At 65.2% G+C, this 5,704-nt stretch carries 6 protein-coding genes; 2 read left to right on the top strand and 4 right to left on the bottom strand.

Features of this window, described 5'->3' with window-relative positions; genetic code table 11:
• Nucleotides 1-188: 188 nt before the first annotated feature.
• Both E5X34_RS32375 and E5X34_RS32370 read left to right on the top strand, forming a co-directional pair.
• The gene (locus tag E5X34_RS32375) at nucleotides 189-2,030 is read left to right on the top strand and encodes a DEAD/DEAH box helicase (RefSeq protein WP_292573240.1); all 1,842 of its coding nucleotides are present in this window, start codon (nucleotides 189-191) and stop codon (nucleotides 2,028-2,030) included.
• Nucleotides 2,031-2,202: 172 nt separating this feature from the next.
• Entirely contained in the window at nucleotides 2,203-2,859 is a 657-nt protein-coding gene (locus E5X34_RS32370) for a DUF805 domain-containing protein (RefSeq protein WP_292573237.1), read from the top strand.
• On the opposite strand, the gene E5X34_RS32365 is transcribed toward E5X34_RS32370, so the two are convergent.
• The 4 genes from E5X34_RS32365 to E5X34_RS32350 form a co-directional block, all read right to left on the bottom strand.
• Nucleotides 2,849-3,346, bottom strand: a complete 498-nt coding sequence (locus E5X34_RS32365) for a GNAT family N-acetyltransferase (protein WP_292573234.1) — start codon at nucleotides 3,344-3,346, stop codon at nucleotides 2,849-2,851. The two genes, E5X34_RS32370 and E5X34_RS32365, sit on opposite strands and share 11 nt — an antisense overlap.
• Entirely contained in the window at nucleotides 3,339-4,442 is a 1,104-nt protein-coding gene (leuB, locus tag E5X34_RS32360; RefSeq protein ID WP_292573231.1) for a 3-isopropylmalate dehydrogenase, read from the bottom strand. Before leuB ends, E5X34_RS32365 begins: the two co-directional genes overlap by 8 nt.
• A gap of 235 nt (nucleotides 4,443-4,677) precedes the next feature.
• Complete coding sequence (locus E5X34_RS32355) at nucleotides 4,678-5,028, bottom strand: VOC family protein (RefSeq protein ID WP_292573243.1); 351 nt, start codon at nucleotides 5,026-5,028, stop codon at nucleotides 4,678-4,680.
• A gap of 40 nt (nucleotides 5,029-5,068) precedes the next feature.
• Nucleotides 5,069-5,452 (bottom strand): RidA family protein, encoded by a 384-nt coding sequence (locus E5X34_RS32350; protein WP_292573228.1) that lies wholly within the window; start codon nucleotides 5,450-5,452, stop codon nucleotides 5,069-5,071.
• Nucleotides 5,453-5,704: the final 252 nt, after the last annotated feature.

Here is a 5,704-nt window from a genome sequence, read left to right as displayed (position 1 = left end):
GGACCTACCGAATCACCAACTCAGTTCCGTGCAAAGCCCTCACAAGGGGAGAAGGAAAAGGCGGTGCCGCCTGCTCTGTACAATAGTGGCCGCAGGAAGTAGGAACGCCGCAAATATCCTTTGGCTGGCGCAGTGCCGGCCCTGTGCTCCGCGACGAGCACCTAAACTCCGAATTCCGAAAGAAGAAAATGTCCAGTTTCGAGATGATCGTTCCTGCGCTGGCAGAGGCGCTGGAAAAGCGCGGTTATTCGGCGCTGACCCCGGTGCAGAAGGCGGTGCTGGAACCTGAGCTCGGCGAGGCCGACGCGCTGGTGTCGGCGCAGACCGGCTCCGGCAAGACCGTCGCCTTCGGCCTTGCCGTGGCGCCGACCCTGCTTGGCGGCGCCGAGCGTTTCGCCGCTGCCGGCGCGCCGCTGGGCCTTGTCGTGGCGCCGACGCGCGAGCTGGCGCTGCAGGTGCGGCGTGAGCTCGAATGGCTTTACGAGCTGACCGGGGCGCAGATCGCCTCCTGCGTCGGCGGCATGGACATGCGCACCGAGCGGCGCGCGCTGGAACGCGGCGCCCATATCGTCGTCGGCACGCCCGGCCGCCTGCGCGACCACATCACCCGCGGCGCGCTCGACATGTCGGCGCTGAAGGCGGTGGTGCTGGACGAGGCCGACGAGATGCTCGATCTCGGCTTTCGCGAGGACCTCGAATTCATCCTCGACTCAGCACCCGCCGGACGCCGCACGCTGATGTTTTCCGCCACCGTGCCGCGCTCAATCGCCACACTGGCGAAGAGCTACCAGCGCGATGCGGTGCGCATCTCGGCCGGCGGCGAGGAAAAGCAGCATCTCGACATCGAGTACCGGGCGCTTTCCGTCGCGCCCGCCGATCGCGAGAACGCCATCATCAACGTGCTGCGCTATTACGAGGCGGCCAATGCGATGGTGTTCTGCAACACCCGCGCGGCGGTGAACCACCTCACCGCGCGCTTCAACAACCGCAATTTCGCCGTCGTGGCGCTGTCCGGCGAGCTCAGCCAGAACGAGCGCAGCCATGCGCTGCAGGCGATGCGCGACGGTCGTGCCAAGGTCTGCATCGCAACGGATGTCGCTGCGCGCGGCATCGACTTGCCGAACCTCGAGTTGGTCATCCACGCCGACCTGCCGAGCAATCCGGAGACACTGCTGCATCGCAGCGGCCGCACCGGGCGCGCCGGCCGCAAGGGCGTCAGCGCGCTGATCGTGCCGGGCAATGCGCGCCGGCGCACCGAGCGGCTGCTCGCCAATGCCGGCCTGACCGCGACCTGGGCAAGCCCGCCCTCGGCCGACGAGGTGCTGAGGCGTGACGACGAGCGCATCCTGGCCGACCCGTCCTTTGGCGAGCCGGTGAAGGACGAGGAGCGCGACTTTGCCGCCGCGCTTCTCGAGCGGCACGGCGCCGAGCTCGTGGCGGCTGCCTTCGTGCGGCTTTGCCGCGGCAGCCGCTCGGCGCCCGAGGACCTGATCGACGTCGGCCCGTTCGCCCCGTCGAAAGAGAAGTTCGCGCGCCGGGAGGAAACACCCGCCCGCCGCGACGATTTCGGCGACAGCGTCTGGTTCTCGCTGTCGGTCGGCCGCCGGCAGAATGCCGAGCCGCGCTGGCTGATCCCGATGCTGTGCCGAACCGCCGGCATGTCCAAGCGCGAGATCGGCGCCATCAAGATGCAGCCGGAAGAGACCTTCGTGCAGATCGCCGCCGACTGGGCCGACCGCTTCGTCACCGCGATCGGCCCCGACCGCAAGCTGCAGGGCAGCATCGCGGTGAGGCGCATCGACGGTACGCCCGACCTGTCGCGCGCCGGCTACCAGCCGCCGAAGCCGGACAAGAAGCCGCATCGCGGCAAGCGGCCCTTCGACCAGGGTGCGCCGGGGTTCGAGAAGCGGGCGCCGGGCGAACGACAGCCTGCTGGCGAGATAAAATCTTGGGCGAAGAAGCCTGGCAAGCCGAAGTTCGACAAGCCGGGGCCGATGAAAAACAAGAAGTCGAAGAAGCGGCCAGTGTGACTATAAGCAAATCCATCACTCGCGCGGGCAATTCTTGCGCGGCTGTCGCCGACATCGGCAGTGAGAACAAGCGGGGACTTATCCTGGCCGGTGCCGCGCTCTGGCGCGCCGCGTGCATTGCGTTTTTCTGCAACCATCGATAGCATCTTGAAGGCGATGCAGGGGGGAGCCAATGCGTGGAACTGTGTTTCACTACGACGAGGATCACGACTACGGCTACATTAACGGCGTCGACGGCAAGCGCTACATCTTCAGCCGCAAGGACCTGACAGAGGACATACCCTTCGCCAAAGGTCTGCTGGTCCAGTTCACGCCAGACGACGGGACTGCACACGACATCGTGGCCGCGAGCCGACCTTCGCTCCCGGCAAACGGCAATCCGGAACAGCGCGGCCGCATCACCCAACGCCATTCCAACGGCTCCATGGGACTGTGGGCCTATTTTCTACGTGCGCTCGGCGACGACTACCGCAATTTCACCGGCCGAGCGCGCCGTAAGGAGTTTTGGGCGTTCTATCTGTGGTTCTACGTCGTGCTCGTCACGCTGTTCGGTTTCGGCATCCTGCTCAACCTGGCGATAAGCGGCTTCGATGACGGCCCAAGGACGTCGATCGGGTACATTCCTGCCCTGCTTTTCGTGCTGGCAGCAATCCTGCCGTCGATCGCAGTCGTCGTGCGGCGTCTGCACGACATCGGGCTGACCGGCTGGCTTGCCTTGCTTTGCTACATCCCGGCTTTCGGAGCCGTGGCCTTTCTGATCTTCGGGCTTCTACCTTCACAGTTCGGGGAGAACCGATGGGGGTCGATACAGGCCGGCGTCAGGTTCTAGCGATCCTGTTCAGCGCGTCGCCCGACAGCCTGAGGAAAACCTTCTGGCCGTGGCGCTCGGCGCCGAGCCGGTTGTAGAAACGCAGCGCGCCCTCGTTCCAGTCTTCCGCGGTGAGATCGATGCGGCCTATGCCTTTGCCGAGGCAATAGCCGGCGAGAAAGCCGATGAGCGCGCGGCCGACGCCCTTGTCACGGGCGCCGTCGCGCACGAACAGATCCTTCAGGAACATCAGCCTTTCGAGATCGATGCCTGGGTGGGCGACGGCCACCGAGGCGAGGCCGGCGACCTCGCCGCCAGCGAAAGCCAAGGTGAAATGCGGATAGGCCGGGCTCTCGTCGCTGAGCCATTGCCGCGCCGTGGCCGCCGCCCGGCTGTGATCGAGCGGCGTCTGCCGGTAGTGCGCTGCCATCGCGCAGAGCAGGGTGGCGAGCGCTTCGGCATCGTCGACCCTCGCCCAGCGAATGTCGACGGTGCCGGGATCAGCCAAGGAACTTGGCGATGATGGCATCGCCCATTTCGGTGGTGCCGACTTCCTTCATGCCTTCAGACATGATGTCCTTGGTGCGCAAGCCGTCGTCGAGCACGGCGGCGATGGCCGCTTCGAGCTTGTCGGCTTCCGCCACCATGCCGAAGGAATAGCGCAGGCACATGGCGAAGGAGGCGATCATGGCGATCGGGTTGGCGATGCCCTTGCCGGCGATGTCAGGCGCCGAGCCGTGCACCGGCTCGTAGAGCGCCTTGCGCTTCTTAGTCTTGGCATCCGGCGCGCCGAGCGAGGCCGAAGGCAGCATGCCGATCGAGCCGGTGAGCATGGCCGCGATGTCGGACAGCATGTCGCCGAACAGATTGTCGGTGACGATGACGTCGAACTGTTTCGGCCAGCGCACCAGCTGCATGCCGCCAGCGTCGGCCAGCATGTGGTCCAGCTTGACGTCGGAATAGCGCGCCTTGTGCGTCTGGGAGACGACTTCGTTCCACAAAACGCCCGACTTCATGACGTTGCGCTTTTCCATCGAGGTGACGTGGTTCTTGCGCGTGCGGGCCAATTCGAAGGCGACGCCGGAGATGCGCTCGATCTCGAACGTGTCGTAGACCTGGGTGTCGATGCCGCGCTTCTGGCCGTTGCCGAGATCGATGATCTGCTTCGGTTCGCCGAAATAGACGCCGCCGGTGAGCTCGCGCACGATGAGGATGTCGAGGCCCTCGACCACCTCCTGCTTGAGCGAGGAGGACGCGGCGAGTGCCGGATAGCAGATCGCGGGCCTGAGATTGGCGAACAGCTCCATGTCCTTGCGCAGGCGCAAGAGCCCGGCCTCGGGGCGCACCTCGTAAGGCACCGCATCCCATTTCGGCCCGCCGACGGCGCCGAACAGCACGGCGTCCGCCGCCATCGCCTTCGCCATGTCGGCGTCCGAGATCGCCGCGCCATGCGCGTCGTAGGCGCAGCCGCCGACAAGGCCCTCGTCGGTGGCAAAGCCGCTGCCCAGCTTGTCGTTCATGGCCTTGATCAGCTTCTTCACCTCGGCCATCGCCTCGGGGCCGATGCCGTCGCCGGCGAGCAGGAAGAGATTTTTCGAAGCCATGGAGAACCGTCCCGGGAGAGAAATTGAACCGGCGCCTTGCTAAACGCCAAGCGGGCTGGGCGCAAGGGGACCTCTCGAAGCTTGGTTTCCTCGCCCCCGCAAAGCGGGGCAGAGGTGTCCGCGAAGCGGACGGAAAGGGGGGCCTTCGTAGGGCGCTCCCTCTCTTCATCTCGGCTCCGCCGGGCCACCTCTCCCCCCACTTCGTGGGTGCGAGGAACTCAAGCTGGAGCAGCGCCTACCGATGCGCCAAAATATTCACCAGCCGCCCGAACGGATCGCGCACATAGAAGCGCCGCACGCCCCAGGGCTCGTCGGCCGGGCCGTATTCGATGGCGAAGCCGGCCTTCTTCATACCCGCAAGCGTTGCGTCGACATCATCGACCTCGATCGACAGGTCCGGCACCGGCGTGCCCGAGCCGCCCTCGGCCATGAAGCTCACTTGCACCGTCATGGTCTCGGCCGAGCCGCAAGTGCGGATCCAGCCTTGATCCATCAAGACATCAAGGCCGAGCACGTCCTGGTAAAAGCGCTTGGCCGCGGCAATGTCGGGGGTTTCGATATTGGCGACGATGCGCCTGACCTTCACCATGAGCCGCTCCTTGCCATTGCCTGTCCGGGAGCCCCTCCTATGCCGTGCGCCTGAGTGCCGTCACCTCGATCTCGATCTTCATCTCCGGCTTGTTGAGCTGGCACACGATCATCGTTGCCGCCGGACGGATGTCGCCGAACGCCTCGCCGAGGATAGGGAAGACGACGTCAACATAAGCTGGGTCGGTGATGTAGTAATGCGCCCGCACCACATCGGCCATGTCGAAGCCGGCATCCGTCAAGGCTTTTGCGATAGTGGCCAGGCAATTGCGCGTCTGCGCCTCGACCGTCTCGGGCATGGTCATGGTGGCATAGTCATAGCCGGTCGTGCCGGAAACGAAGCACCAGTCGCCCTGCACCACCGCGCGCGAATAGCCGGCGGTCTTCTCGAAGGGGGAACCGGTGGAGATGAGCTTGCGCATGAGGGCCTCGCGTTGGTTGTCTCGACCATTCTGAGATGCGTAGGCGACAGAGTCGTGGGCCAGACAACGCGATGCTGGCGGGACAGCGCCCCCCTCTGCCCTACCGGGCATCTCCTCCACAAGGGGGGAGATCAGACTTCACGCCGGCTTTCGCCAATCACCAGCGCTGCAGAACAAGCGGAGCGCCGAAAAAGCCAATCTCCCCCCTTGTGAGGGTTTTGCACGGGAGCCGATATTTAGCGCACGAGGCAG

It is taken from the genome of Mesorhizobium sp. (assembly GCF_004963255.1).
In the GTDB taxonomy this organism is placed as follows: domain Bacteria; phylum Pseudomonadota; class Alphaproteobacteria; order Rhizobiales; family Rhizobiaceae; genus Mesorhizobium.
The sequence above is the reverse complement of the archived record's forward strand: the minus strand, read 5'-3'. Positions and strand labels throughout refer to the sequence as shown.